Origin of the sequence: Alteromonas sp. S167 (assembly GCF_036864375.1) — a bacterium.
Classification (GTDB): Bacteria; Pseudomonadota; Gammaproteobacteria; order Enterobacterales; family Alteromonadaceae; genus Alteromonas.
Map to the genome: position 1 here is coordinate 293,097 of NZ_JAZETR010000002.1, position 25,006 is coordinate 318,102.

25 protein-coding genes are annotated in these 25,006 nt (G+C 41.5%); 17 read left to right on the forward strand and 8 right to left on the reverse strand.

All coding sequences use genetic code 11. The features are described from left to right. Positions 1 to 289 precede the first annotated feature (289 nt). The 3 genes from V7R35_RS04510 (at position 290) to V7R35_RS04520 (ending at position 2,563) form a co-directional block, all read left to right on the forward strand. Entirely contained in the window at positions 290 to 928 is a 639-nt protein-coding gene (locus V7R35_RS04510; protein ID WP_334013516.1) for a hypothetical protein, read from the forward strand. Between the two features lies 1 nt (position 929). Further along, the gene (locus V7R35_RS04515) at positions 930 to 1,526 is read left to right on the forward strand and encodes a YdeI/OmpD-associated family protein (RefSeq protein WP_334013517.1); all 597 of its coding nucleotides are present in this window, start codon (positions 930 to 932) and stop codon (positions 1,524 to 1,526) included. An 89-nt stretch (positions 1,527 to 1,615) separates the two neighbouring features. Further along, positions 1,616 to 2,563 carry a YihY/virulence factor BrkB family protein gene (locus tag V7R35_RS04520; RefSeq protein WP_334013518.1) on the forward strand — a complete coding sequence of 316 codons (948 nt, stop codon included), beginning with the start codon at positions 1,616 to 1,618 and terminating at the stop codon, positions 2,561 to 2,563. A gap of 20 nt (positions 2,564 to 2,583) precedes the next feature. On the opposite strand, the gene V7R35_RS04525 is transcribed toward V7R35_RS04520, so the two are convergent. After that, positions 2,584 to 2,883, reverse strand: a complete 300-nt coding sequence (locus V7R35_RS04525; RefSeq protein WP_334013519.1) for a hypothetical protein — start codon at positions 2,881 to 2,883, stop codon at positions 2,584 to 2,586. Between the two features lie 173 nt (positions 2,884 to 3,056). On the opposite strand from V7R35_RS04525, the gene V7R35_RS04530 reads away from it, so the two are divergent. After that, a complete protein-coding gene (locus tag V7R35_RS04530; protein WP_334013520.1) occupies positions 3,057 to 4,493 on the forward strand; it encodes a flavin-containing monooxygenase in 1,437 nt (478 codons plus the stop codon). Here the strand turns inward: V7R35_RS04530 and V7R35_RS04535 are convergent. After that, a complete protein-coding gene (locus V7R35_RS04535; RefSeq protein WP_334013521.1) occupies positions 4,490 to 4,990 on the reverse strand; it encodes a type II secretion system protein in 501 nt (166 codons plus the stop codon). The two genes, V7R35_RS04530 and V7R35_RS04535, sit on opposite strands and share 4 nt — an antisense overlap. A gap of 191 nt (positions 4,991 to 5,181) precedes the next feature. Here V7R35_RS04535 and V7R35_RS04540 point away from each other — a divergent pair, with 191 nt between their 5' ends. The 4 genes from V7R35_RS04540 (at position 5,182) to V7R35_RS04555 (ending at position 6,670) form a co-directional block, all read left to right on the forward strand. After that, on the forward strand, positions 5,182 to 5,418 hold the full coding sequence (locus tag V7R35_RS04540; RefSeq protein WP_334013522.1) for a hypothetical protein: 237 nt from the start codon (positions 5,182 to 5,184) through the stop codon (positions 5,416 to 5,418). Positions 5,419 to 5,458: 40 nt separating this feature from the next. Further along, positions 5,459 to 5,662 (forward strand): hypothetical protein, encoded by a 204-nt coding sequence (locus V7R35_RS04545; protein ID WP_334013523.1) that lies wholly within the window; start codon positions 5,459 to 5,461, stop codon positions 5,660 to 5,662. Between the two features lie 151 nt (positions 5,663 to 5,813). Continuing rightward, on the forward strand, positions 5,814 to 6,362 hold the full coding sequence (locus tag V7R35_RS04550) for a YaeQ family protein (protein WP_334013524.1): 549 nt from the start codon (positions 5,814 to 5,816) through the stop codon (positions 6,360 to 6,362). Then, positions 6,362 to 6,670 (forward strand): hypothetical protein, encoded by a 309-nt coding sequence (locus tag V7R35_RS04555; protein WP_334013525.1) that lies wholly within the window; start codon positions 6,362 to 6,364, stop codon positions 6,668 to 6,670. Before V7R35_RS04550 ends, V7R35_RS04555 begins: the two co-directional genes overlap by 1 nt. A gap of 16 nt (positions 6,671 to 6,686) precedes the next feature. Here the strand turns inward: V7R35_RS04555 and V7R35_RS04560 are convergent, their stop codons facing one another. Continuing rightward, entirely contained in the window at positions 6,687 to 7,142 is a 456-nt protein-coding gene (locus tag V7R35_RS04560; RefSeq protein WP_334013526.1) for a retropepsin-like aspartic protease, read from the reverse strand. 315 nt (positions 7,143 to 7,457) lie between these two features. Between V7R35_RS04560 and V7R35_RS04565 the strand changes: the two genes are divergently transcribed. After that, a complete protein-coding gene (locus V7R35_RS04565) occupies positions 7,458 to 7,820 on the forward strand; it encodes a hypothetical protein (protein ID WP_334013527.1) in 363 nt (120 codons plus the stop codon). Between the two features lie 95 nt (positions 7,821 to 7,915). On the opposite strand, the gene nei is transcribed toward V7R35_RS04565, so the two are convergent. From nei to V7R35_RS04580, 3 genes are all read right to left on the reverse strand, one after another. Beyond that, complete coding sequence (gene nei / locus V7R35_RS04570) at positions 7,916 to 8,746, reverse strand: endonuclease VIII (RefSeq protein ID WP_334013528.1); 831 nt, start codon at positions 8,744 to 8,746, stop codon at positions 7,916 to 7,918. Positions 8,747 to 8,783: 37 nt separating this feature from the next. Next, positions 8,784 to 11,759 carry an EAL domain-containing protein gene (locus V7R35_RS04575; RefSeq protein ID WP_334013529.1) on the reverse strand — a complete coding sequence of 992 codons (2,976 nt, stop codon included), beginning with the start codon at positions 11,757 to 11,759 and terminating at the stop codon, positions 8,784 to 8,786. 322 nt (positions 11,760 to 12,081) lie between these two features. Further along, positions 12,082 to 13,200, reverse strand: coding sequence for a zinc-binding dehydrogenase (locus V7R35_RS04580; RefSeq protein WP_334013530.1), 1,119 nt, complete (start codon positions 13,198 to 13,200; stop codon positions 12,082 to 12,084). A 277-nt stretch (positions 13,201 to 13,477) separates the two neighbouring features. Between V7R35_RS04580 and V7R35_RS04585 the strand changes: the two genes are divergently transcribed. Both V7R35_RS04585 and V7R35_RS04590 read left to right on the forward strand, forming a co-directional pair. Next, a complete protein-coding gene (locus V7R35_RS04585; RefSeq protein ID WP_334013531.1) occupies positions 13,478 to 16,369 on the forward strand; it encodes a tetratricopeptide repeat-containing hybrid sensor histidine kinase/response regulator in 2,892 nt (963 codons plus the stop codon). A gap of 504 nt (positions 16,370 to 16,873) precedes the next feature. Then, complete coding sequence (locus V7R35_RS04590; RefSeq protein ID WP_334013532.1) at positions 16,874 to 17,011, forward strand: hypothetical protein; 138 nt, start codon at positions 16,874 to 16,876, stop codon at positions 17,009 to 17,011. 94 nt (positions 17,012 to 17,105) lie between these two features. Here the strand turns inward: V7R35_RS04590 and V7R35_RS04595 are convergent, their stop codons facing one another. Continuing rightward, positions 17,106 to 17,477, reverse strand: a complete 372-nt coding sequence (locus V7R35_RS04595; RefSeq protein ID WP_334013533.1) for a VOC family protein — start codon at positions 17,475 to 17,477, stop codon at positions 17,106 to 17,108. A 235-nt stretch (positions 17,478 to 17,712) separates the two neighbouring features. On the opposite strand from V7R35_RS04595, the gene V7R35_RS04600 reads away from it, so the two are divergent. From V7R35_RS04600 to V7R35_RS04630, 6 genes are all read left to right on the forward strand, one after another. Further along, positions 17,713 to 19,251 (forward strand): serine hydrolase domain-containing protein, encoded by a 1,539-nt coding sequence (locus tag V7R35_RS04600; RefSeq protein ID WP_334013534.1) that lies wholly within the window; start codon positions 17,713 to 17,715, stop codon positions 19,249 to 19,251. Between the two features lie 162 nt (positions 19,252 to 19,413). Beyond that, positions 19,414 to 20,202, forward strand: a complete 789-nt coding sequence (locus V7R35_RS04605; RefSeq protein ID WP_334013535.1) for a hypothetical protein — start codon at positions 19,414 to 19,416, stop codon at positions 20,200 to 20,202. Positions 20,203 to 20,850: 648 nt separating this feature from the next. Beyond that, complete coding sequence (locus tag V7R35_RS04615) at positions 20,851 to 21,276, forward strand: hypothetical protein (RefSeq protein WP_334013536.1); 426 nt, start codon at positions 20,851 to 20,853, stop codon at positions 21,274 to 21,276. Positions 21,277 to 21,464: 188 nt separating this feature from the next. Further along, the gene (locus V7R35_RS04620) at positions 21,465 to 21,728 is read left to right on the forward strand and encodes a hypothetical protein (RefSeq protein WP_334013537.1); all 264 of its coding nucleotides are present in this window, start codon (positions 21,465 to 21,467) and stop codon (positions 21,726 to 21,728) included. Between the two features lie 47 nt (positions 21,729 to 21,775). Beyond that, entirely contained in the window at positions 21,776 to 22,264 is a 489-nt protein-coding gene (locus V7R35_RS04625) for a hypothetical protein (RefSeq protein WP_334013538.1), read from the forward strand. A gap of 79 nt (positions 22,265 to 22,343) precedes the next feature. Then, positions 22,344 to 23,024 carry a DKNYY domain-containing protein gene (locus tag V7R35_RS04630; protein ID WP_318488337.1) on the forward strand — a complete coding sequence of 227 codons (681 nt, stop codon included), beginning with the start codon at positions 22,344 to 22,346 and terminating at the stop codon, positions 23,022 to 23,024. A gap of 215 nt (positions 23,025 to 23,239) precedes the next feature. Here the strand turns inward: V7R35_RS04630 and V7R35_RS04635 are convergent, their stop codons facing one another. Then, positions 23,240 to 24,991 (reverse strand): sensor domain-containing diguanylate cyclase, encoded by a 1,752-nt coding sequence (locus V7R35_RS04635; protein ID WP_334013540.1) that lies wholly within the window; start codon positions 24,989 to 24,991, stop codon positions 23,240 to 23,242. Positions 24,992 to 25,006 lie beyond the last annotated feature (15 nt).

Sequence of the window (25,006 nt, forward strand, 5' to 3'; positions counted from 1 at the left end):
CTTGCGTGATGTTTACTGCGCTTTTCTTAATACGCTCAGGCTGCTCTGGTGTTTACGCAATTCAATGTAATACCGAAGCATTAAAACGTGAGCATTATAGGTTCACAGTTTCTTCTTGATAGACTAAAACGCATAAGCCAAGCGACATACTTTATTTGGCTAATTGCACTCACTTCATAAAACTAATGGTAAGTTTGGAGCACATGCAATTTGCCAATCAGTAATATGAACATTCATAGTTTTAGTGTAGAACACGTATTAAATAGTTAACTCGCAGAAGATTTCATTAATGAAAAACATATTATTTTTCTTACTTTGTATGGTTGTCGCAAAGCTTCACGCCGGTTCGGCGCCAGCAGCATCACAAAAATCAGTTTCAACAAAAAGCTCTGCCCCCTTGGTTTCCATTCCCACTCACGATGCCTTTTTTAACGCTATTGCGGCGCACTGCGGGAAAGCCTTTGAAGGAAAAGTTTCAAAAGATAATTTAGCTGCACAAAACCAATCAGGCACTTTTGGTGGGGCCAAACTTGTCATGCATGTACGCGAATGTACGGATACACAGTTATTTATTCCGTTTCATGTAGGCGACGACGCCTCGCGTACGTGGATAATCACCAAAACAGGCGCAGGACTTATGCTAAAGCACGATCATCGACATGAAGATGGTAGTTATCACAAATCAACCATGTATGGCGGTCATACAATTGATGCGGGCTATGCTGAGCTTCAGTCGTTTCCCGCAGACGCTTATTCAAAGCAATTATTTGTTTCCTCTGGCATAACGGCATCAATCGATAACGTGTGGCAAATAATGATTTACCCGAACCGCTTTAGCTACCGTTTAATACGCCCAGCTAGAGAGGTGCAGGTAGACTTTGATCTCTCTGCGCCTATTGCCGCACCTGATGCACCTTGGGGTTATTAAAATGAGCTTGCCCAACCCAGATAAAATTCAAGCATTTGAAACGCCTGAGGCATTAAATGCATGGTTGCAAAAAAACCATAAAAGTGAAGATGAGCTGTTTGTAAAAATTTATAAAAAAGCCTCTAAAGTACCAAGCGTTACGTGGAACGACGTAGTACTCGAAACACTGTGTTACGGCTGGATAGACGGGGTAAAAAAATCGCTTGATGACAAAGCATACTTGCAAAGAATCACACCAAGAAAAGCCAGAAGCGGATGGTCGAAAAGAAATACAGAACATGTTGCAAAGCTTATTTCACAAGGAAAAATGCATCCCGCAGGACTTGCTGAAGTAAACGCGGCGAAAGCAGACGGTAGATGGGAAAACGCTTATGCGCCTGCTAGTGAAATGAAAATTCCCGATGATTTTTTAAAAGCGGTACAACAAAACCCCAAAGTTAGCGGGTTTTACAACACGCTCAACAAAAGTAGCCTATATTCTATTGCTTATGGCTTAAGCACTGCGAAAAAAGCAGAAACTCGCGAGCGCAGGTTTAAAAAATTCTTTGAAATGCTTGAGCGCGAGGAAAAACCTGGCTTTGGATTTAAGCAGAAGTAATAGCGTGAACCCACAGCGTTGATTTAACTTTGTTAATCCGTTCAATCATTGCATTAGTAGTAAATACAAAATGTAAGGATTTGAAGACGATGACAAAACAGCACGGTGTGCGCGCCAATTTATTGCTTGATTTTCGCGCTAATGATTGGTGGGCAGTGCTAAAAAGGCTGTTCGCTAATATTCAAAAACATAATCTTTCGCTCATTTCAGCAGGCGTTGCTTTTTATTGTTTGTTAGCTGTTTTCCCTTTGCTCGCCGCCATAATTTCGTTGTACGGCATTGTTGTTTCTCAACAAGAAATTCAGCAGCACTTTGCCCAATTTATAAATTTGTTCCCACAGCAAAGCCATTACATTGTTGAGGAGCATTTAGCTAACTTCTTGAAACGCTCAGACTCTACATTGGGCTGGAGTTTTGCCGTTACGCTTGTGGTTGCTATTTGGGGAAGCAGTAAAGGTGCTAATGCCTTAATACAAGCATGTAATATCACTTATAGCGAACCCGAAAACAGAAGCTTTATAATGGGAATTTGTGTTCGAATAGTTTGCACAGTCTTCATGATAGCCGCCATTATATTCGCACTTCTAACCATCTCATTTCTTCCTCTAGTGCTTCAAGAAGTCACAAGCACAGCAATCAACCAAACACTCGCTTCGTGGTTAACATGGTGCATGTTATTTGTTTTCTTCAATACATGTTTAGCTGCGCTTTATCGATACGGCCCTCATCGGAAATCGCCAAAGTGGCGATGGGTTACACCAGGCTCAGTGCTGGCAACGTCTTTGTGGCTAGTCGCTTCCTACGCATTTAATATTTATCTTAGCGAATTTGCAGATTACGGGTCTACTTACGGTTCAGTAGGTGGCGTAATTATTTTACTTATTTGGCTGTACTTCAGTGCCAACATCATTCTTATAGGTGCTGAGTTAAATGCTGCTATTGAGTTACAAACTGTGAAAGATAGTACCGTGGGTGAGGACAAGCCTATAGGGCAGCGTGGAGCCGTAGTAGCTGACAACACACCGGGCACTTACTAGCTGCCAAATCAGATAACTAACTAGCCACGCCTCTCTACAGCAGGAATATTAAAATAGGCGTCAGGATCGTTTTCTTTAAGCGCATTCAACGTAGCTTTACGCGCCTGTCTCTCAGCAACAGACTCGCCAAATACGTCTTGGTGAGTTTGTTCAATTATGTCGTTTACTTCCCTATCAGAAACTACACCACTTAACCTCAGCGCGTGTAAAAAGCCCTCTGCTCGATATTTCTTTTTATCGTCAGCACGCCCGGCTTTTACTAGCGAAAACACATCGTGAAGTTGTTGTTTCCATATATCGACTAGCTGATTTTTTTCCATTTCAAATATCTCCTCTCTGCACTACATCTTTTGTAAGCTTGGCGGCAAAAGCATGCTTCGCCGTATATAAACATTAAAACGCTATTCGTAACCCTGTCGACAAATTAATCACAAACTAGTGATATTTTGACCTTTTTTAGTGCATGCTTATAAAAAACAAAAAAGAGTGCGATATGAACAGTGAAGTCGACATATTGGTAATTGGCGCTGGTATCTCGGGCATTGGGCTTAGCTACTACATAAAACAGCTTTGCCCACAAAAATCTCTAATGATTTTAGAAGGTCGGGAACAATTAGGTGGTACTTGGAGCTTGTTCAAATATCCTGGCGTGCGCTCTGACAGCGATATGTACACCTATGGCTACCAGTTCAACCCATGGACAGAGCAAGACTCTCTTGCCACCGGCGATCGTATTTGTGATTACCTAAAAAGCACAGCTAATAAGTTTGATATAGACAAACACATTCATTACCAGCACAAGGTTACCCACTTAAATTGGAACAGCGACATAAAGCGCTGGGAAGTGCACGTTAGCACACCACAAGGTAATAACGTGATTCACGCCAACTATGTGTTTTCATGTAGCGGCTATTACAACTACAAAGAGGGTCATGCCCCTGAATTTGAGGGAGGCGATAACTTTAAAGGCACCATAGTACACCCTCAATTTTGGCCTGAAAGTTTAGACTATAGCGACAAAAAAGTAGTTGTTATTGGTAGTGGCGCAACTGCCGTTACCCTTGTGCCTAGCCTTGCCAAAAGGGCGGCTCATGTCACCATGCTTCAACGTTCGCCTTCGTATATTCTTTCTCGCCCACAGCGCGACCTTTTCACCCGCGTCACACAATCAATTTTTTCCGCTTCAACCGCATCAAAAATCATCAGAAAGCGCAATATTTGGTTAGGTAATTTCTACTTCAAATTTATGACCAAATACCCTGAGCTTGCTAAAAAAATTATTACAAAGAAAAGAAGTAAACTGCTAACGGAGAACATCGATGCAGCTCACTTTTCGCCTAGCTATAACCCGTGGGAGCAAAGGCTGTGTTTAGTACCAGATGCTGATTTATTCAATGCGCTTAACCGTAAACAGGCATCTATTATAACCGATGGAATAAGCCACTTTACTGAAACCGGCATTTCTACCGTTAGCGGAAAGCACATTGATGCAGATATTGTGGTTACTGCGACAGGGTTGAAGCTACAATTTCTGTCTGGGATAGACGTATGTGTAGACAGCGTGGTACAGAACACAGGCCAGAAAATGTTTTACCAAGGCGCACTGCTTCAAGATATACCTAATTTTGCAATGGTGTTTGGTTACACCAATGCATCGTGGACGTTAAAAGTTGAATTAGTATCGAAGTACATTTGCAGGTTGATAAACCATGTTGATGAGAAGCAGGCTAATTATTTTGTACCTGAAGCCCCAAGTAACATTATGCCCGAGCCATTCTTAAATTTATCGTCGGGATATATTCAACGAGCGCAAAGCATCATTCCCAAACAAGGGCAAATAGCGCCGTGGCGTTTAGATCAAGACTACGACATTGATAAAAAAAGGCTAGCAACGGCTAGCCTTGATGATATTGGACTAAAAATTAATTAGCAGTCGTCAGACACAATAGTTAACGTGCAGTCAGGGAAGCCAAACGAATCGTACAGTATGTAACAACCTTGGTTTGTGGGTGTGCCAGATGAAGGAACGTCGAAGCCCACAAGCGTGTACTGGTTGGTTGAACGAACGTCAAGGTCGTCTCCTAAATCTAGGAAGTCTTCCATATCAAGCGCATCACCCAATTCGCCTTGGCTTTCTGGGCAAAGATTGCGGAAGTCTACTTCTGCTGAACCTATGCCGAAATTGATAACAAAATTCGCCTGCCCAGCGTTGCCAGGATTATCTGCGAGGGGTGTTAACCCAGCAATTCGCCCTTTCACCTTTACCAAATCGATACTGGTTTGCATGCTAGCTTTTACTGATTCAAGTGATGCAATGCGTGCGTCTGAAGATAGTGATAGAAACTTTGGTGCAGCGGTAACTGCTAAAATGCCGAGCAAAACAATAACAATGATAAGCTCGATTAGCGTAAATCCCTTATTTGACATCTTATTCATTTTTCTAGTTATTTGTGCCTATATCGTATCGGACCGGGGTAAAAAAATCCAACGACTATTTCACAAAAATAGTCAGGCATTCGATGTAAAAACAAACGCAAGTACAGTTTTAAAAATACCAACGATTAGATAGTGTTCTTAAGCCCAATAATGGGAATAAAACTTAATAAAAGGAATTTATTATGAAAGAACTTACATTCAATGAATTAGATATGGTTTCTGCTGGTTGCGCTGAACATTGCTGGGGAGACTTCAGCGCAGAAGGTTTGTTTGCTTCAATGGCAGCAGGCGCAATAGGTGGCGCTGCTGGCGGCTGGTTTGGCGCAGCACTTGGAGCACTTTCGGGCGGTTTAGGCTACTCGGGTGGCAAAGTAGGCGATAAACTTGGTCAACGCACTACCAGCGAAACTGACGAATAACTTCTAGGGGCTAACGCCCCCTTTTCCCGGGGAACAAACTATGTTTAACGATATAAAAAAAATAACAGGCTATATGCTTTTTGTGCTTTGCATAACCATTACAGCCATCGTACTTATCAATACTACGCAGCATTTCTTAACACTAAATGAATGGCAAGACATCACCGCGTGCACATTAATCGTATTTTGTTCTACGCTAACTTTTACGCTTTTAGCTAAGCGGATGGGCTTATTTCGCCGTTAGATTTTTGAAGATAAACAGGCCGATACAAAAAAATTAGCGCCGTGCACGCTCAAATAATAAATAGCTGTTATTATGCGCCTCATAAAATAACCCACCCGCAAGCCGCTTTAATTAGAAAAAAGCGCCTTGGTCGACATGGTTACCACGAGCGATGGCACTAAAAGCAACAATATTTAAAGCAGACATATCTATTACCGATATGGACCGCAACTATTACAACGACCACAATTTAACTATTGCACGTCACCCTTCTGAAAACGATGAACGCATGATGCTTCGCATCATTGCTTTTATTGTGAATGCGCATGAGCGCATTCAATTCACCAAAGGGTTATCTGACGACGACGTACCCGATTTATGGCAAAAGAGCTTTAGCGACGAAATTGAGCTATGGATTGAACTTGGTCAACCGTCTGAACAACGTATTAAAAAAGGCTGTAATCAAAGCCAACAAATGATGATTTACGCCTATGCCGACAACAGTTTTGACGTATGGTGGAAGAAGGAGCAAAGCAAGCTTCAGTTACGAAAGAATTTAAGTGTATTTTCGTTACCCGACTCGCTTGCACCTACTTTGGCCAATGCTGTTCAGCGCTCTATGCAAATACAGGTAACCATTCAAGACGGACAAATGTGGCTTACGATAGAAGGTGCTGAAGTAACCGAAAGTGTTGAAGTAGCTATACAGAAGCATATGTAATGAAAAAACTGTCAGCCGTGCAACAAAAGCAACAAACGCTAGTATTTAGCGTTGCCGATACATTAGAAGCAGAAGCGCTTAAAGAACTAGGCGGTATGGTTCAGTGTTGGTTTGACGTGCAATATCACGACTTTCCAGGTTCTTTACTTTTGCGCTTTCAGTTTGAAAATGAGGAAAGCCTTAATGAGGCTGCGCCGCAGTTAAAGGTATGGCAAAGAAAGTTAAGTGCGGCGCTTTTGAAGAAAGGCGTTATCTTAAAGCAAGGCCGCCAGCATTTGATTTTTACTGTTGAAAGCCCTGAGGACTAACTTTTGTAACAAAAGGCTAGCACCCTGCCAACAACACCGACGAAGAAGTAATCGTCATTGGGGCCACACGAAGTAGCGTATTAATTCCTAAAATATTATTACCTTTAGGTAACACGGCAACTTCTACTGGCCCTACTTCACAAGTATCACCAATACGTACCGAACTAAGTTGATACTGCGACACTTTCAAAATTTTCCCATTCGCCATACGTGCGGCCGACGTGCGCGTAGCGGCTAACTTTTGATTTTTTGTGAGCGCTTTAAATGTGGCTTCGTTTAGTGTTAGCAAGCTAGACCCAGTATCAAGTAAAAATGAAGCTTTTACTGAGGACTCTAGCGTAGCTTCTAAATAAAGCGTTCCGCCTTTACTTTGTAATAAAGGGATATTCTGCTCGACAGCAAGCGCCGATGTGCAAATAGAAAGTACACCGCAGATTACTGCTATGAATGACGCCAAAAGCTTAGATTTCATGTCGAAACCGCCGCGCTCTAAATGAAATAGTAATGCTTGCTCAGCAAGATAAAGACCAGTACGTTAATGCGTTGATAATCAATAATATTTCCAAGTTTGAAAAAGGCGCACGCACCACCTTAGAGCAAAAAGACAACAAATGACGCACAACAAACGAGCAAGAAAGTACAAAAAGGTGCAACTTTTACGTTACTGATTAAAAAATTATCATCAAAAAAGCTATCTGATAGCAGTTAACTATCGCCAACAACCATTGTTTAAAAAGCAATCGTTCATACAATAGTATAAGTAAGCAAGGTATTTTGAGGATTTGATATGAAATTACGTTATGTTTTAGGCTCTTTAGTTGCTGGTGCATTACTTTCAACGTCGCTTCAAGCGGCGCCTTCTGCATCTGATGAAACCGTAAATGTGCAAGTGGTAGATTATTCAGGCAAACCACCTTTTAAGCGTCGCGTTGTTGAGCTTTCAGTTAACGATGTGGCGCAGCTAGAAACAGCGGGGCAAGAAGCTGTTGAATACGTAGAGGTGAGAGAAGTGGTTATGCGTGGTAAACCACCTTATCGCAGAGTAACCAAAATGATGCCAGTGTATGACGTAGCACAGCTCGAAGTTATTGATGACACTTCAAGCACTTCAAAGAAAGGCACGCGCCCACCGTTCAAGCGTCACCATTAATCACTAATCATTAATCATCACGCAATAACAATCTGCGTTTTGCTTATCTGTACTGTGGCTTAGCTTAAAGCTAAGCCCATTTCCTAGTTATTTTCTCACTTGCTGCGCTCTGGCTGACATTGCCTACACCAGTATAACCTTCGCCCATTATATGTCTGGCGCGTAATTGGCGTTGCACACACTCTGCACGGCATTTCTTCACGATCAAACACCATAAATCGTGTCCGCTCAAAGTCATCATCTTGCTGCTGTAACACTTCTCTCAGTTCGGTATAAACGGTGTACCCGCCGGTTTCATAACTGCGCTTACAAATGTCTAGCGTATGATATGCCAAGCTTTTTAATTGCTCTTCATTCAACTCAGAAGGTTTAAGCGCGGGGTGCACGCCCGCTGCAAACAATATTTCACTTCGCAAGTAATTCCCAAGTCCAGCCATAAAGCGCTGATCAAGATATAACGCGCTTAATGCTCTGTTGCGAAAAGCTTTTTCGGTTAACCGTACCTCAACAACATCACGGGTTACAGTGGGGTTCAAAACATCTGGACCAACCCGCTGTAAAAAGGGGTGTTCGTGAATTAACTCTGTAGGGTAAATGCTTATATCAGACGCGCTGTATAAAATGGCGCTGTGGGCCTCTGTATAAAGCCCTACCCGCAGCTGACGAGTAGTTTTTGGTTCATCACCTTTTTTACACGTATGCCATACACCATAAAGCTGGTTGTGCGAGTACATAGACAAACCATTACTAAAATGAGTTATCAGCGCTTTGCCACGTGTTTCTACGCGCAGAACATGCTCATTTTCCAACTGTTTTTCATAGTTTTTTAGCTGTGGCAAACCAAACTCTACACGTTCAAGGGGCTTATCTATAAGTACCTGCTGTACTTTATCTGCAGCGCGTCGTATTTCTGGGCCTTCAGGCATGTTATGTCTCTTACCACTTATTGAGTTTTAATTATTTTTAGGGTGAATTGCTTTTAAGATTTTCTGCGTTACTTTCTAAGCTAACTGGCTTATGAACGTAATATCCCTGAAAATGATCAATTCCAATGTGGGTTAATTTGTCTAGCGTTGATTGGTCTTCTACAAACTCCGCTATGGTTTCTATACCGATAGCCTTGGCTACCTCATGAATCGACTTAACCATTGCTGCACTTACATTGTCATTGCAAATGTTATTAACAAACACACCATCTATTTTTAAATAATCTACGTTTAAGTCTTTTAGATAGGCGTATGAAGAAAAGCCTGTACCAAAATCATCAAGCGCAAACCTGCAGCCCAAGTCTCGAAAACGCTTTATAAACGCCTGCGTATTGTCTAAATGCACAATGGCCATGCCTTCGGTAATTTCAAAACAAATCTTTTCTGCTGGGATCTGGTACTTGCTAAAGGCATCTATAAGGAATTGAGCAAAAAACACATCGCCAATACTGTCGGTACTTAAATTAATGCTGGCACAGTCTAGGTTTTCCATATGCTCAGGGTGGGCTTGTAACCATGCAAAGTAAGCATTAATTACCCACCGGTCTATATTTGGCATTAAGTTGTAGCGCTCGGCGGCTGGAAGAAATTGCCCAGGAGAACACAAATTACCATTGCCATTCATAAGGCGTATGAGAATTTCGTAATGGTACTTTTCCTCAACAACCTCGGTCTTATTGTGGGTATTGTTACGTGCGGCTATATTTTGCTTAACAAGAAAAAACCTATCTTTCTCAAGTGCTTCTTTTATGGTGTTAACCCACTGCATCTCTAGCTGACGGAATTGCATATCCTGATCGCTTTCTATGAACACATGAACGCGATTTCGCCCTAAATCTTTTGCCATATAGCAAGCCGTATCGGCCATTACCAGCACTTGCTCAACCGAGTGATGATAAGGTAACAGCTCTACTAACCCAACACTTACGCCTACGCTGTAGCGCTTCCCTTCCCACAGAAACAAAAACTGCTCAACAGTTTCTCTAACTCGCTCTGCTACGTTGAGTCCATTAGATAATTGAGTCTTGCTTAGCAAAATACCAAACTCATCACCGCCTAAACGTGCAAGAAAGAAATGCTCTCCTAAGTTATCCACTTCTTCCTGAAGTCGCTTGCTCAAGTTTTGCAGTAAAAGGTCGCCCGCAGAATGACCACATAAATCATTCACAATTTTAAATTGATCAAGATCCAAATATAAAATGCAGCCTGTTTCTTCATTGCTTTGTACTTTTGAGAGTAGCTCGCTGGTGCGCTGTTCAAAGGCTCTGCGATTGAAGAATCCTGTCAAAGGATCATGTTCTGCCATATGTTGTAGCTTTTGCTCGATAGCTTTTCGCTCACTAATATCAATTAGCGTACCTTCTATTCTTTTGCCATTTTGTTCATGCACAGCCCTTGCAGATATGCTTACCCAAATAGACTCACCCGCAGAATTGGTCATTTGGTATTCCTGGTCTCTTATGTATTTATTAGACGCTAAAGCTTGCAGCAAACAGCGAAGAACGGGCTGGGAAAAACGATACCCCTCAAACATCAACCAGTTGCCATTAAACTGCTCAACGCTTTCAAGACCAATAATTTTTAATAACGCAGGATTTGCTTCAAGTAACTGCCCTTCATCAGACAGACTAAAAATACCCTCTAATGCATTTTCATAAAGTGCTTCGAAGCGTTTAAGGTTGTTTATTGCTTCCTGTTTCGCTGCTTCTCGTTTTCGTCGCTCAGTGTTAATTTGCTCTGCGAGGGCTAGTGCTATAATTACCACACCTATCATCGCGCCAATATTGCCACCGTACTCAGTAGCTAGGGTTGAAGGCAACACACCTACTTTTGTAAGCGATTTAACAATAATGCCTGCAAAATAAGCCCCCCAAGACCAACAAAATAGTTGCGCTATTCGAGGGCTTCGCTTAAGCATAGCCAAACACGTTACAAAAACACTCGACATTACTACCACAGTCATTAATGCGTTTAACTGCGCTGCAAATTGATAAGGTAAGAAAAACGTAAGCGTTGCCGATGCAATGGCAATTAAGCCAACAATGCGCGTGAAATTATTAAGCGGCCCATTTGAAGGTAGCGGTAATAGTGCTCGGGTGAAGTAAATTGCAGAAACGATACCAATGGAAATAAAAGTGATTGCAGATATTTGATTCCACGACGTTGCATAGGGCCATAGCCACTTATAAGCATAACCATCTAGTGAAGAGTGTACTCCCACCATACAAATAATATAAACGCTGTAAAGAAGGTAGGTCTTTTGCCGAACTATTATTGATAAGCACAAATAGTATGCGCTCATTATCAATAGTGCGCCTAGGAAAAAGCCGTATAGAAAAGAGGTATCTTGTGCCTTTTGTTGAAACGCTGCTTGTTGCCAAAGCGAAATTGGCACTTGCAGCGCACCTTGAGTTTTAATGCTTATAAAAATCTCTTTTTGTTCATACGCATTAAGACTAAAAGGAATAGCAAAGGTGGGAAAATCTATAGGACGGCTGTTGTAAGGCTTTTTATCACCGACCGTGTAATAGTCATGTATTGCAGTTTCATCATCAGTGCTGGTGTCAGCGCCCTTAGAGCTTGTGCCGTTACCTGTAGGTGAAACGCTGAAAAACTCAACATTGTCTAAAAGCGCGTAGTCAATGTGAGCAACAAGCGGCAACGGCTGGTCGCCTTCGTTTGTTACGGAAAAATAAAGCCAGATAGTGCTGTCAGTAAATCCAAAGTTGGGATTACTGTCGGGAATGGCAGTCCACTTGTTGCCCGCTAAAGCGCGTATTTCATCAATACTTTGATTAGATGTCGTATCTTCGTAGAAAAGCATAGCTGACGCTACATTAACTTGTTCGGTTTGCTTAGAAATAGAAACAGAAGATAAAGGCACTTCGGCGAAAGCATGAGCAGCCAGGCAAAAAACAAGTAGAAAGAAAAGATTAAAAGGCCTTTTCAGCATACGTTCTCCGATACGTAGACGTACGCTGCAATGCAGTATCAAGGATGTCTTTCTAAAAGCAGGACCGACTGTTTGAAGAAGAATCGGCTTTTTATCAACTATGCTTGACGTTGCAACGTGTACTTGGGCGTATCTTTATTTTTATTATAGACATTAGGTTTATCGTACATAAAGCAGTAAAACACAACTTCCCCTGTTATGAAATTGTCCATTAGTGAGAGAAAACGCGCCTATCGTTTTATTCTCAACGAAAGGCGCGTTTTGATAATTTGGTAGTTCGAAATGTTGGTCGAATTACTGTTGGCTTTATTTGAAGTGCCTTTTAAGAGTTAGGCACAATCAAATACTTTTCACCCGTACGCTTAGCATTGTACTGCGCCACGTTTTCAGGTTGCAGAGCTTCTTCAAGCGTAAGCCCTTTGGTGTACGATGATGCAAATGTAGTGTTAATTTCAGTAGCCACTTTCTGATACAACTCACCCACACGCTTTCTGTCTAGTTTGCCTAAGAAGCGCATAAGCAACCAACCGCCAATACTCCATGTCATGCCGTAAGCGCGATTTAAGATTGATGGTGAAAAGTCTAGGCCACCGTAGATATATACTTGCTTGTTGGTATCCGAACCATACGTGTTAAAGCCCTTCGCATCTTTGCTGCCCGACGCTTCCATCATGGTTAAAATGTCGCTTACCAATTCGCCACCACCAATTGCGTCAAAGGCCAATGTCGCGCCTGTGCTATCAATAGCTTGATACAGTTCAGCCTTAAAATTCTCGCTTGAAGAATCAAGTACAATTTTGGCACCTATACCTTTTAATAAGTCTACCTGCTTTTGGCTGCGAACAATGTTTACAAGCTCAATGCCTTGCTCTAAACAAATTTTGTTCAACATTTGCCCTAAATTCGATGCTGCGGCAGTGTGTACTAGCGCTTTGTGGCCTTCCATTTTCATGGTTTCGACCATACCTAATGCAGTAAGCGGGTTAACAAAAGACGACGCAGCTTGCTGTGGCGTGGTGCCATCAAGATGCGGCAAACAAGCTTGTACAGGCACACACGCAAATTCGGTATAAGCAGCACCGGTAAGAATTGAAACTGTTTTACCCATTAACGCTTGCGCTTCAGGGCTATCACCCGCTGCAACTACGGTGCCTGCACCTTCATTACCGATAGGCAGCGTTTGATCTAATCGAGATTTAATTCTGCCAAGTAAAGGCTTGTGTACTGGTGCTACTAATGCGTTTTTATCAGCATCAAAAGTTGCCTTATCTAAACTCGCAGGGCCAAACATAGGCCACATATCAGACGGATTTATCGGCGATGCCTCCATACGCACAACAACCTCATGAGGTTTTGGCTGGGGTACATCTACCTCTTTTAATGAAACTTCTAACTCGCCTTCAGAAGTAATAAGCGTAAAGAGTTGTTTAGATTTGTTCATAAAATTTGTCTCGCCGTATTGGAGTGTTTCTTTGTGTGATACAAAACTAACATGCCCGCACTATCAGTGTTATTTATATTGCTAATAGATAAGCTTTCCTACAACTTATAGAAAAAGCATAGTGCGTTGTAGTAAGCAAATACATTACATGGAAAAAGCGTTGTTCCTACCTTATAATTTTTAACGAAAAACATGACGCGTGAAAATGGAATAATGAACACTGCCAAAGGAAGACAATATACTTTGAAATTCACTGAAAGTGGCATTGCATAAGGCTATGCTTCCAACCTTTTTTAAGCGCGTACTGCTTACTTCTGTTATTGTCTTCGCTGTACCACTGCTCTCTCAAACGGTGCATGCGCTACAGGTACCAGAAAACGTTGAAGCAGTAAGCCCTCCTAAGCTCGATGGCTTGAAAAAACGTGTTCAAAACAATAGCGATTCGGTAACACAAGAATTTGAAGAACTAGACCGTTTTTTTGCCGCAAACCCTAATCATGAACAGCACAGTCGTTACCTTAATATAAAAGCGTATGCGCTGATCCTTCAGCAAGAAAACCTGAAAAGTTATGAAGTGTTGCTAAAGGCGCGAGAATTAGCCAATAGCAGCAATAACATGTTGGCGTTGGCCGAGTCTTATCGTTTAGAAGGTATGATCCTCGACTTTGCTGGTGAGCATGCAAGCGCACTAGAGGCATTAAATAACGCACTGAATTTATATACGTCATCAAACAGTGACCTTGTTCTACTGGTGTATAGCGCAATGGGCAACGTTTACATGTCGCTAAAAGACTATGAGCAAATGTTGTTACTTTCAAAGCAGTACTTGTCTTCTGCTCAGCGCTTAAGAAGTAAAAAAGATGAAGGTATTGCTTACTTTTTCCAAGGGTTCGCACAGATCAAGCGCGCTACTTATCAAGATGCAACAGTAAGTCTTCTTTTATCGGAAAATATACTGAAATCACTTAACTACCCTTTTATCGGTATTGTTCATAACGCAATCGCTGACTTGCATTTGGCGCAAGGTAATTTTAACGAAGCACTTAAGCGACTGAACATGGCTACCGAGGCCGACCGTAAAGTAGGCTTTAAATATAACCAAGGTGGACAGCTGTTAAAGCTTGTCGAAATTTACAAGCAGAGAGGCAACACCGCGTTAGCCATTAGCGAACTAAAAGCAGGCTTATTGCTAGACGAAATTCAGCAAGACAAGCTACTGCTGTTACAGCTGCTACGTGAATTGGTTGCGCTGTCTGAACAAACGCAAAACTATGAAGATGCCCTTACCTACTCAAAGCAATATCAAAAAGCTTTTGAACAAAGTTTCAACGAGCAACAGTCTAGGTTATTAGCGTTAAATCGGGTAAGGCTGTCGGTTTCAGAAAAAGAAGAAACCATAAAGCTGTTAGAAAAAGACAATGAGTTGAAAGAACAGCGCAACCGCATTCAGAAAAAGCAAAATACCATGCAGCTGTACTTTATAAGTGTGGTTATCGCGTTTTTGTTTTTAGTAGTAGGGCTTTTAATTCGTACACACCGTCAGCATCAGGCGCTAAACGCACTAACTCAAGATTTACAAAAAGCCACTGCAGCTAAATCTGACTTTCTCGCTCGAATGAGCCATGAAATTCGCACTCCGTTAAATGCCGTTATAGGGCTAACAAAACTGTCGAAGCGCGACGCTGAAAATACAGAACAACGCACCAACCTTGAGCAAATAGAAAGTGCGTCGCAAAGCCTGTTGAGCATCATTAATGACATTCTAGACTTCTCTAAAATTGAGGCCAACAAACTTACTATTGAGTGCGCCCCTTTTAACCTTGAGGAACTAGTGAACAAAACCGTTCACCTTTTCGGGGCCAAAGCTAATGAAAAACACATTGAAACCGTAGTGCACATTTCCAAAAACGTACCTCTTAACGTGAAAGGTGATTCGCTGCGCATTCAACAGGTATTAAGTAACCTAATTAGTAACGCCATTAAATTCACCGAAGATGGATTAATTTCGGTAAGCATAAAGAGTAAAGAAGATAACGATAACGTTGTACTTCAGTTTGAAGTAAAAGACACCGGCATTGGTTTAAGTAGCAGCCAAATTGCTGAATTGTTTCAGCCGTTCAATCAGGGTGACGAATCTATATCCCGTAAATACGGTGGCACTGGGTTAGGATTAGCGATATGCCAACAGCTTGCTACTTTGATGGGCGGCCGTGTGTGGGCCGAGAGTGAATTAGGAAAAGGCGCTAGCTTTTTCTTTACGGTAGAGGTTAAGCGTGACAGCGCGCCGTATAATTCATCGTCTACTAACGCAACGCACATCCCCAATTTCAGTCGCAAGAATATTTTATTAGCCGAAGATAATACGCTTAACCAGAAAGTTGCACTGGGGCTGCTAAACGATACTCATGCCACTATAAAGGTGGTTTCCAACGGGCGCGAGGCCCTTGAGGTGCTACGTGAAAATAGTGCCTTCGACATAGTATTAATGGATATTCAAATGCCTATTATGGACGGCCTTGCTGCAACTAAGGCCATTCGCAACGAACTTGTATTAGACATTCCCATTATTGCCATGACCGCACATGCAATGCAGCAAGACATCAAAAAGAGCCTTGCTGCGGGTATGAATGGGCACATTAGTAAGCCCATCGACCCCGCTTACTTTTTCAATACGCTTTCAAGCATGTTAGATAACAATACTGATAGCAATGAAGCTGCAGTCACAATTAACAGCACATCACAGCACGCTGATAACGGTTCAACTAACCTCCTAGCTGCAGACGAGAACGCGCTTGGCATTATTGATAAAGCACAGGCGATGAAACCATTGCTAGACGATGAAGCACTGTATCGCTCTTTATTGCATGACTTTGTGGCGCTTGAACATGAGCTCAATGAACTGAAAAATGCTATTGATGCAAACGACATTGCAACCATATTGCGCATACTTCACATATACACCACGTCGCTGCGTTACATTGGCGCGTTTGCATTAGCTAACTACGTAACGCGTTTAGAAAAAACAATAAAACATCAAGATTACAGCTCTCTTCAAAACCAAGAATCGTTTATAGAAGCCCTATTTTTACTGCATGCTAAGCTTGTAATAATGCATCAAAAAGTGGCGGGTATTGTTGCTGGGCATGAAGAGCAAGTGAAGGGCAGATAAAAGGCAAATGAAGAATAGACGACGAGTGACAGACAACGTTATTACAAAAGTAACGTGTTTGTAATCTGAATAGTCTTTACACCAAATACTTATGTGATACTTTTCAGTTAGTTTTAGCAACGTAAGTAAGGAGGTGATCATATGTCGAGAGTTAAGGTATTTGGACAGGCAGCTATGAGTGAGGGTCGTTCTAGCTAACCCCTTTAACGCAATTGCTCTAGAAGGCTGTCTATTCAGCCCAGCTCGGAAAGCCGCGTCACGTTGCTGCACGCGGCTTTTTTTATGGGGACGGAAGCTACTGCCTGTAGTTGGAGCTGCCATTTCAGTTTAGGCGTAAATTAACCTACTGAACTAGGAGTTGGTTGAGCCTCTGCGCATGTTTTTTGCGTTTAACAAATTCTCAACAAAGGTTACATAAAATTGTCTTAAAATTAGGCACATACCTCTAAAAATCGTTGTCTTAGTAACAGTATAATTTCGCTAGTAGTTTAAGAGGTATAAGACATGAGTAAAAACAGAGAACAAGTAAGTAAAGAAACCGCTAAAGTGGTAGCCACTATGATGGTGCCAATGGTAGCGCTAGGCCTAGTGTGTTTATCAATTGGCGTTTACTTAATGAATAATGTGTTTACTGGAATTTAGTCTTTAAATTCTCAGTAAGTATAAGCAGTATTCGTGTTCGGTAAGCAAAACGTGAATACTGCTCTCCTCACTTCGACTAGCCTTTAGCCAGCACTTAGCCAAAGAAGTTAAAACAAATCTTATTGCCGTCTAAATCGCGCACGTAGGCACCGTAAAACAGTTTAGGCACACGCTGGCCCGGTTCGCCGTCGCACGTGGCGCCTAGCGATATGGCTTTCTTATACATAGCGTCTACTTTTTCTTTACTGCCTGGCGCAATAGCAAACATATTGCCGTTACCTGGGTGTGGGTCTTGCTCGTCGTATGGAATACACACTGCCACCATCGGCTCTTTCATGTTTTTGCCGATGTACTTAATTCTGTCCATATTTACCAAACGTTTAACGCCAAAGTCTTCTAACAGTTTCTCGTAGAACTGCGCAGATGCTTCAATGTCTTTTGTGCCTAGCGTAATGTAATTAATCATTGTAAACCCTTGTTGATTGCTTTTATCGTTTGATAAATGGTTACGGTAAGCGCATAAAAAAGTTTGCGTTGTTTTCATTTAGCGCAATAAAAACTTATTTGTGCTAGCTCCAATACAGCTAGCAAACAATGCACGTATTTAGTACTTAATGCTGTGTAATAGATTGATTGACGGCGTAATTTTAGCCAAGTACTCTGGTATCACTTGGTAAAAAATGCGTAACGGAATACCTAACATGAAGCCAGCCAAAACACTTATTGCTAGTACACTGTCTATTTGCCTAGTTTCACTATTGGGTTGTACAGAACCCGAAACGCAAACCGCGCAACCCTCGCTCGCTCAAGAAAAAACACAAGAAGCCAGCCTGTTAAAAACACAAGATGCTCGCGTCTTAAAAACAAGATTAAGTGAGCGCATTCGCATTGAAGGCCAAGAAGTTGATTACCAATCTTTAGAGCAACGACAGGCCCACTACAAAGTGCCTGGTGTGTCGGTAGCGTTTATGCGAAATGGGCAACTGGCTTGGACCATGCAAAGCGGCGTTAAAGATATCACTACCAAGCTGGCTGTTGATGAAAACACAGTATTCCAAGCGGGCAGTATTTCAAAACCTGCATTTGCGGCAGTACTGATGAAATACCGCCAAGATAACCCCATTGATTTAGATACCGACGTAAATAACTTGCTTACCAGCTGGCAATTACCCGAACATGAGTGGACTGGCCAAGAAGCGGTGTCGTTACGCCGTCTGTTAAGCCACACAGCAGGCACTACAGTGCACGGCTTCCCTGGTTACGCGGCGGGTGAGCCAGTGCCTACATTACAGCAAGTGCTGGAGGGAACCGAGCCTGCAAACACCAGCGCAGTAATAGTTGATATTAAGCCAGGCACGCAAATGCGCTATTCAGGTGGCGGCACCACGCTGGCGCAGCTTGCCTTGCAAGATGTAGCTAACGAACCTTTACCGACTATGTCGCAACGGCTTTTATTCAAACCTTTAGGTATGACTCGTTCAGGATACGAACAACCTATAACAACAAACCTGTCGAACAATATGGCTACCCCGTACGACGGTGACGGTTCACCAATTAAAGGTGGTGCACATACCTACGCCACACTAGCAGCTGCTGGCATGTGGAGTACGCCATCTGACATGTTGAAGTTTGCAAGCAGTGTACGCAGTGCGTATTTGGGGCAAAGAACAGACTGGATATCGCAAGCAACCGCACAAGAAATGTTAACCAACAATACCCCAAGTATTCAGCAACCTAATGTAGGAATAGGCTTTTTCATCAACATGGATGACAACGGTGAAATTCTAGGCTTTGGCCACGGCGGCGCAGATGCTGGTTTTATGTCGCAGCTATACATAGAACTAGATACAGGCAACGGCTACGCCATTATGACAAACAGCAACAACGGCAGGCAGTTAATAACTGAACTAGAAATACGCTTAAAAGAAGCAATGGACGTTGGTTACTCTGAGCCTGAAATAAAAACACTAGTACCTATTAGCCAAGACGAACTAGGCCAATACATTGGCACCTATGCGGTAACTAAACCAGTTGTTGTTGATGTAGTTTTAGAAAAAACATCCAATGGTTTTATGCTCAACGCATTACCTTATGTTGAAAATGAAGAGTATTTTTATGAAGGTGAGGGGCTATTTTTTGCTAAGAACGGCAGTAGTATTCGGTTTGAGATGGATGAAGAAAGTGGGTTGGTTGAAGCGCTGGTGATGGATGGTGGTATTCGGGGTGTTAGGAAGGAATAGTGGATTGGGCGTGGACCGGTACATGGCTCTAGGCTTGTTTTGTGCAAGTTAGCGCCATTAATTTATTAGAAGCCAGTCGGAAATATGAGCGTGAAGCTAACGCTTCCATTTCTTTACCATAGGTAACACACTGGGCGAAAATCACATAACGGAACATGCGAGATGTCGGTCGAAAAAATACAAACATCTAAGTTTTACGGACTTGTCTTAAAACCGACTAAGGAAAATGAAGAGACCTTATACGTCCTAGCCAATGGCATCTTGACCTGCACTTCATTCGAACAAACCTTAACGTCGATTAAGTACAAGGTAGACGTTACAGCCTATCAAAACTCTCGTTATAGGTGCGAAGAACAAAGAACATCATTTGAGTTCAAATGTGAAAGGTTTATAAGTGAATCAAAGTGGCGTCTCTCGACGAGCGGGCTTTTTTTAAATATTTATTTTGCTAAAAACAGAGGTGTTGGGAAATGGGTCATGGTTTCACTATTCAATACCCTTAAAGAGCTGGTGGATTTTGACGATTTGGATGAAATCAGCTTTAAATTAACTGATGCGCAGGCAAAGACCAAAGAAGAAATGACCTTGAGGAACCAATTTTATCGCACAATTGGTTGCATACCTTACGTCTTTAATGAGCAAACAACTGAGCTTGAGCTGGGTAATTGGGAGACACTAGAGGATGGTCGTGCGGTTTTACCGATTGATCAAATTCCTTCTAAGTATAACGAAGACAAAATTGCACAAATGTCTGTTGAAGACATGATTAAACATCTACTTAAAAGTCAGGCATCACTCGTTGCAGAAAATGAAGAACTAAATAGCAAGTATGCATTCTTAAAAGGTGATGTAGAGCCGTTAAGAAAATTCAAAGAAAAGTGTGACAAGATTCGATTCATATTAGGTGTGGTGGCATTTTTTGTGTTTTTAGTTGTAATAGCTCTTATCTGATCTGACAGTTTCGATGAATAGGTTTAGACTCTACCTGACAGGCAGCTATGAGCGTTAAGCGGACATTCGCTAACAAATGCAATGCAGATTTATTTAGATGGAAAGCGGTTGCTCAAAGCTACTTGTAGCAACCGCTTTAGTGACATTTTAGTTCCTTCTATCTAATGGACTTATTGTGCTCGAGGAATGCTGACCAATGACATGCGTATAGATTTGCGTGGCTCGCAAGATAGCACGAATTTTTTCTATAAAAAGGCTTTGACCCATGACAATCCTCCAGTAAATGATGTTGTGTAATTACTGAGAAGTCTCAGTAACCACACAAAAGATTCTCTCAAAAATACGCTGTAAGCCTCAGTTCTAGCGATAATAGAGCACAGTTTAGATTTGTATTTAATGAAAGGTCTTAGTAATCAGCAAATCCAAGCGTTTAAAACTTATAAATCATTGATTTCGAATTATTAGCTTACAAAATGAGCCCGTTATTAAAGAGAATTCTTAGTAATATGCATAAAAGGTGTTTAATTTTCTCGTTATCAGTCTTGTAAGAGTATGATATCCAGACCATTTGTGGAGTTTTTGCGTAAAACCTACTGCGTGTTACAGTGAAGTCTCCATAATAAGATGTTATGTGCCACGGTCACCTTTATGAAGTTCATTATCTTTTTTATTTTATTATTGATCAGTGCGTGCGCAATTACGAATGAGCATGCCTCATTTCGAGCTGGCTCTGATAGCTTTGACACCTCAAATGGTATTTTTGAGAGGAGACTCTGTCTCGCTGAACAAGATGCTGTTCAAGTCAAAATTCATTTTGATCAAGTTGATAAAGTGAAGATGTTGGAATTGGCCAAAGCGGATATATCAGAAGGAAGTTTAGATGTAGATTCAGATGAATTGGAACCGATTTGCGTCAGTAGTTACCCATTCGAAGTAATGGTAAGTAACGAAGGATCAGAGGCTTCAACTACCTGCTTTTCTCTGTTGTCTAACGAGCAATCCCGTTTTGTAAACTTCGTTCAAACTATGCAAGCAGTAAAGAGTTTACCCAAATCAAATTGTAGGTATTATTAAAAGTGGCACATAACAAGCGCATTAAACGCGCGCAGGGCGCGCTGCGGACACAAACACAGCGCCGCTTCGCGATTGTAGCGCAGTGTTTGTGCCGTTTATGCGAACGTTATGTGCGAAGCTGTAAATTTACACTTTGCATTAATAGTCAATATATCAACATCGTCATAGGTTACTTAAAAGGGAATTTTATGAGCTTTAAAAATATTATATTAATTGCTTTACTGGCTGTGTCATCACAATCATTCGCAGAAAACGATGAAACAAAATGCAAGAAAATGAATGATGCATATAAGCTAGGGTTGGAATTAGCAGCTAAACAGGTTAAACAGTTTCCTAGCGCAGCAAATAAAAGTAAAAATGGGCTTTCCCTAAAAGAAATAGAGTCTCTTGAGAAATCAATGAGCGCCTGTGAAGTCAAAGCTCGTATTGATGCAGCCCTAATCAAACATTAGGCACATAACAAAAATAAAGTCGCTCGCGGGCTCGCTGGGACACAAACATGGCGGCTGTGTCGCTTCGCTCCGATTATAGCCGCCATGTTCGCGCCCCTTATTTGGGTGTTAGGCACCAAATGGACATCATCAGCCTTTTAGGTAAAAAGCTTAAATCAGTCACTATTAATGACCTCTTTGAAATGTATAACGTTGATGTGTCTTACCAATATGATCGACTAGAGGAAAATGTAGCTGATAACTACTCAGCTTCGATTGGCGAACTTGGCTTAGAGTTTTCGTTTAACACCGAACAAGTTTTACAAACGATATTTATAACGAGTGAAAATTCTTTCGAGAAAATTAATTGGTTTAGAAGTATCAGGGAAGTCGAGAACTATTGCCACGAGAATGCTTTGATTTTTGAAAAAAGAACTTCTAAATTTCTAGGAGTTTTCCGTGAGTGGATAAAATTGTATAATTTCAATTGCTCAATACACTATGAGTTTCAAGACTCAACTTTGCGCATGGTGACATTGGAGGCCGTTGGTGCCTAACAAAACATCATGTCGCCCGCGGGCGGCTTCGCCATTATAGCCTGCCTGTTTGTGCCCCATATTTAGGTGTTAGGTGCTTATGCGAATTACTACCTATTTTTTGCTATTACTTCTCCTGACAGGTTGCTCTGGCTACGAAGTCAGAGACGAGCAGGTTTATTGGACCTATTGGAACGAGGGAACAGGTAATGGAGAGCGAGAGTTAAATGCAGACCACAAAACATTCAAAATTCTAGAGCATAATAGATACGCGAAAGACGAGTTCAGAGTATTTTATCAAGGTTCAGAAGTTAAAGGCGCAGATGCAGAATCGTTTAAAAGCGTATGGGAGTTTTATGGTGTTGACAAGAGTCATGCATTTTACGGGGAAAAACTCATACTCAACTCGATAGGCTCTTCTTTTGAAGTGATAGATGGAAACTTTAGTAGAGATGGGAAAGACTACTTTTTTAATGAGAAGCCATTAAATGTGTGTGACTACGAGAGCTTCTTAATACACGATTTTAATGGGGAGTACGGCAACTGGCTGTCGTACGATGATGAATGTGCCTATTTTCAGAAAAATAGAATTCCATTGGAAGATAGAGGCTCATTTAAAATTCTAACTGGTGGCTATACGAAAGATAAAATCAACGTATATTACGCTTGGAAAATAGTCGAAGGTGCAGATCCTGAGTCCTTTGAAATGATTGGCAATACATTTGGCGGAAGAGATAAACATGGTTGCTTCAATGGATTTGATAGGGTGGAATGTCTTTGAGGCACGCACCTAACAAACGCATTAACACTGATGCGCTCGCTGGGGACAAAAACACGTAGGCTCCCTGCGCTTCGCTTGGTTATTATAGCCTACGTATTTTCGCCCGTTATGCGGACCGTTACCACCGTCAGCTTCTGGCACAAACAGGGCGTTTAAAGTCTAAACACCAAAGTAAAGCTATCAGACCAAATACAGGCCACAAAACTTCACCACACTCAACATATAGCGACGCTAGACTCACTTTGATCCGTTTCAAAAGAAACTCTATTACGCCCGCTTCTTTTAGCACTGTAAAGTGCATCGTCAGCCTCTTTTAAAACTTGCTCAAAAGGTTGCTCGTTACTTTGCGCTAAACCAGCACTAAGTGTGTGACTGATTGTTCTGCCATCAACTAGTGTCGGGTTGTTCTCGAAAGCTTGTCTAATTCTTTCGATAATTAGGAAAGCTTCTGATCTTTTACAGTTATCCAGTAAAAGAAGAAACTCTTCTCCACCGATCCGAAAAGCTGCATCGTTTCCTCTTATGCATGACTTTATTATGAAAGATACATTCTTTAATACTTCATCCCCTGTAGCGTGACCGAAGTTATCGTTAATTGCTTTGAAATGATCGATATCAACGACTGCCAAAGTGTATGCGCCCTCGTTCGCCATTAGCAGCTTGCGACTTTCAAGCTCCTCGTCCAATGCGCGCCTGTTGAATAAACCCGTTAGCGGATCGGTGAGTGATGCTATTTCTGCTTGCTTCTTTTGCGACTGCTGAAATAAAAACCACCTGGCAAGAGAAATTGAAAGAGTCGTTCCTTCAATTAAGATCAAGAGTTGAGCAACTTCGTGAGCAATGTCATTCGATAGATATTTAGTACCAATACCCATCGAAAAGAAAAGCATAAAAGCAAACATAGATATGCCAAACATGCTCCATCCAAGCATGAACCAAAAGGCAAAAGATTCTCTAGTTTTCAACCAAACTCTAATGCCGAAGATTGAATTGAGAAAAGCCAACCCTGAAAACCCCATTACACCCACCACAGCAAGCGTATCTGAAACTCTAAAGAGAGCGTTGAGAGCTAGAAAAGAACCTGTAAAAAATAATGTCCACATCACCTTGTTAATATAAGGAAAACCATTTTTGCTAGGTGATAAATGAAGAATGAAAAACAAAAAACTTAGAGTAAGTGATGACTGTAATGCAAATACAAAGAGTCTATTGTGTATCTCAGGGTACTCTGGATAAATGAATTGGAATGATACGCCTGAGTAAGACAAATAATAAGCACCAGCAAAAGACATCATTAGAGAATAAACGAAGAATCTTGGCTGCTTTAGAACAATGGAAAAAATCAGCCAAATACCACCAAGTGTGAGGGCTACAGCCGAGAAGAAGGCTATTTTAGCTATGTAGGTAGTATTATGCTGGACGAAGTTATCTTCACGCCAAAGGCTAAGGTGAAGACTCGTAAACTCAACATGTGAATTAGATAACTTTATGTAAACTTCAACTGAAGACTTAGGTTCAACACTGATTTCAATTGCGGGCAAAGGGCTAAGAATTTCTCTAGACTTAAAAGGTAGACTTCCATCAACTATTTTATGAGTTTCCTTTGCGCCTTCAAATGCAAAAACCTCGAACTTATCCAGAAACGCAATATCAGTTTGTACAAATGTACTTTCTGTAAGAGGGCCTGAATTTGTTAAAGTAAACTTAATCCAAAAAGGTTTCTTAGAAAGCCCTGCTTTTGAATTTTTCTGAGTTAATAATTTCCAGTCTGTGTTTATAGGAATTTGTTTCGGGTGCTGAAAAATAGCTTTTTCGTCTTCAAAAAATTGTGCTCTTTCAAAAACATCTTCTCCTGCAGCACTATTTGTTATGTCTATTGGTTCAATATTAAGTTCTTCAGCACCAACTTGAATGAAAAACAGTGAAAAAAGAATCAATAGTAGAAATATATGGCATCTTTTTGTCATGTGCTTCAACTACTT

Bases quoted from the DNA above. Each gene is read 5' to 3' on its own strand.
- V7R35_RS04510 (WP_334013516.1), top strand. From the start codon at position 290: ATGAAAAACATATTATTTTTCTTACTTTGTATGGTTGTCGCAAAGCTT.
- V7R35_RS04515 (WP_334013517.1), top strand. From the start codon at position 930: ATGAGCTTGCCCAACCCAGATAAAATTCAAGCATTTGAAACGCCTGAG.
- V7R35_RS04520 (WP_334013518.1), top strand. From the start codon at position 1,616: ATGACAAAACAGCACGGTGTGCGCGCCAATTTATTGCTTGATTTTCGC.
- V7R35_RS04525 (WP_334013519.1), bottom strand. From the start codon at position 2,883: ATGGAAAAAAATCAGCTAGTCGATATATGGAAACAACAACTTCACGAT.
- V7R35_RS04530 (WP_334013520.1), top strand. From the start codon at position 3,057: ATGAACAGTGAAGTCGACATATTGGTAATTGGCGCTGGTATCTCGGGC.
- V7R35_RS04535 (WP_334013521.1), bottom strand. From the start codon at position 4,990: ATGTCAAATAAGGGATTTACGCTAATCGAGCTTATCATTGTTATTGTT.
- V7R35_RS04540 (WP_334013522.1), top strand. From the start codon at position 5,182: ATGAAAGAACTTACATTCAATGAATTAGATATGGTTTCTGCTGGTTGC.
- V7R35_RS04545 (WP_334013523.1), top strand. From the start codon at position 5,459: ATGTTTAACGATATAAAAAAAATAACAGGCTATATGCTTTTTGTGCTT.
- V7R35_RS04550 (WP_334013524.1), top strand. From the start codon at position 5,814: ATGGCACTAAAAGCAACAATATTTAAAGCAGACATATCTATTACCGAT.
- V7R35_RS04555 (WP_334013525.1), top strand. From the start codon at position 6,362: ATGAAAAAACTGTCAGCCGTGCAACAAAAGCAACAAACGCTAGTATTT.
- V7R35_RS04560 (WP_334013526.1), bottom strand. From the start codon at position 7,142: ATGAAATCTAAGCTTTTGGCGTCATTCATAGCAGTAATCTGCGGTGTA.
- V7R35_RS04565 (WP_334013527.1), top strand. From the start codon at position 7,458: ATGAAATTACGTTATGTTTTAGGCTCTTTAGTTGCTGGTGCATTACTT.
- nei (WP_334013528.1), bottom strand. From the start codon at position 8,746: ATGCCTGAAGGCCCAGAAATACGACGCGCTGCAGATAAAGTACAGCAG.
- V7R35_RS04575 (WP_334013529.1), bottom strand. From the start codon at position 11,759: ATGCTGAAAAGGCCTTTTAATCTTTTCTTTCTACTTGTTTTTTGCCTG.
- V7R35_RS04580 (WP_334013530.1), bottom strand. From the start codon at position 13,200: ATGAACAAATCTAAACAACTCTTTACGCTTATTACTTCTGAAGGCGAG.
- V7R35_RS04585 (WP_334013531.1), top strand. From the start codon at position 13,478: ATGCTTCCAACCTTTTTTAAGCGCGTACTGCTTACTTCTGTTATTGTC.
- V7R35_RS04590 (WP_334013532.1), top strand. From the start codon at position 16,874: ATGAGTAAAAACAGAGAACAAGTAAGTAAAGAAACCGCTAAAGTGGTA.
- V7R35_RS04595 (WP_334013533.1), bottom strand. From the start codon at position 17,477: ATGATTAATTACATTACGCTAGGCACAAAAGACATTGAAGCATCTGCG.
- V7R35_RS04600 (WP_334013534.1), top strand. From the start codon at position 17,713: ATGAAGCCAGCCAAAACACTTATTGCTAGTACACTGTCTATTTGCCTA.
- V7R35_RS04605 (WP_334013535.1), top strand. From the start codon at position 19,414: ATGTCGGTCGAAAAAATACAAACATCTAAGTTTTACGGACTTGTCTTA.
- V7R35_RS04615 (WP_334013536.1), top strand. From the start codon at position 20,851: ATGAAGTTCATTATCTTTTTTATTTTATTATTGATCAGTGCGTGCGCA.
- V7R35_RS04620 (WP_334013537.1), top strand. From the start codon at position 21,465: ATGAGCTTTAAAAATATTATATTAATTGCTTTACTGGCTGTGTCATCA.
- V7R35_RS04625 (WP_334013538.1), top strand. From the start codon at position 21,776: ATGGCGGCTGTGTCGCTTCGCTCCGATTATAGCCGCCATGTTCGCGCC.
- V7R35_RS04630 (WP_318488337.1), top strand. From the start codon at position 22,344: ATGCGAATTACTACCTATTTTTTGCTATTACTTCTCCTGACAGGTTGC.
- V7R35_RS04635 (WP_334013540.1), bottom strand. From the start codon at position 24,991: ATGACAAAAAGATGCCATATATTTCTACTATTGATTCTTTTTTCACTG.